Origin of the sequence: Clostridium sp. ATCC 25772, from assembly GCF_001573875.1 — a bacterium.
Classification (GTDB): domain Bacteria; phylum Bacillota; class Clostridia; order Clostridiales; family Clostridiaceae; genus Clostridium_J; species Clostridium_J senegalense.
Genome location: NZ_LFRG01000224.1, coordinates 1 through 514, shown reverse-complemented (window position 1 = coordinate 514; position 514 = coordinate 1). Strand labels below are relative to the sequence as shown.

Here is a 514-nt window from a genome sequence, read left to right as displayed (position 1 = left end):
TGTAATATGTACTTAATATCTAAGCTCTCATTTTTTAAAAATCTACCTACCATAATGCTTCTATGACATCTTATAGGTTCTTGCATTGCTCCTAATAATACTATTCTATATCCCATATCTATTCCGTTTTTGATTCGTTTTACTCCGCTCAAAAATATATCCTCTTTTACAACCTTATCAAAATCTGCATACCCTTCATTGTTATATGATTGCTTACTTCCTCTTTTGGCTCCAAATTCTTCACCCATATAAATATATGTATATCCATCTTTTTTTAAGGTTTCTCTAAAATATTCTTTGTTGTACTGTACATTATATTTAGAATATGGTGTTTCTCTTATATCAACAATACAGTTAATATTATACTTTTTAATCATCTCAATAAATTTTCCATAAGGGTAGTTTGAATGTCCAATTGCAAAAATTTCCATAACTTCATCCTCCTTAGGTATAATCTAATAAAATACTATTTAAATATATCGTCAATTTTTATACTTACCAAATTTAACACCCC

The 514-nt window shown here is 27.4% G+C and carries 1 protein-coding gene; it reads right to left on the bottom strand.

The window, feature by feature from the left end; translation table 11 throughout:
* The coding region (locus tag AZI32_RS17695; protein ID WP_061997204.1) for a DUF488 domain-containing protein at window positions 1-431 on the bottom strand (431 nt) is incomplete at its 3' end.
* Between the last annotated feature and the right edge of the window lie 83 nt (window positions 432-514).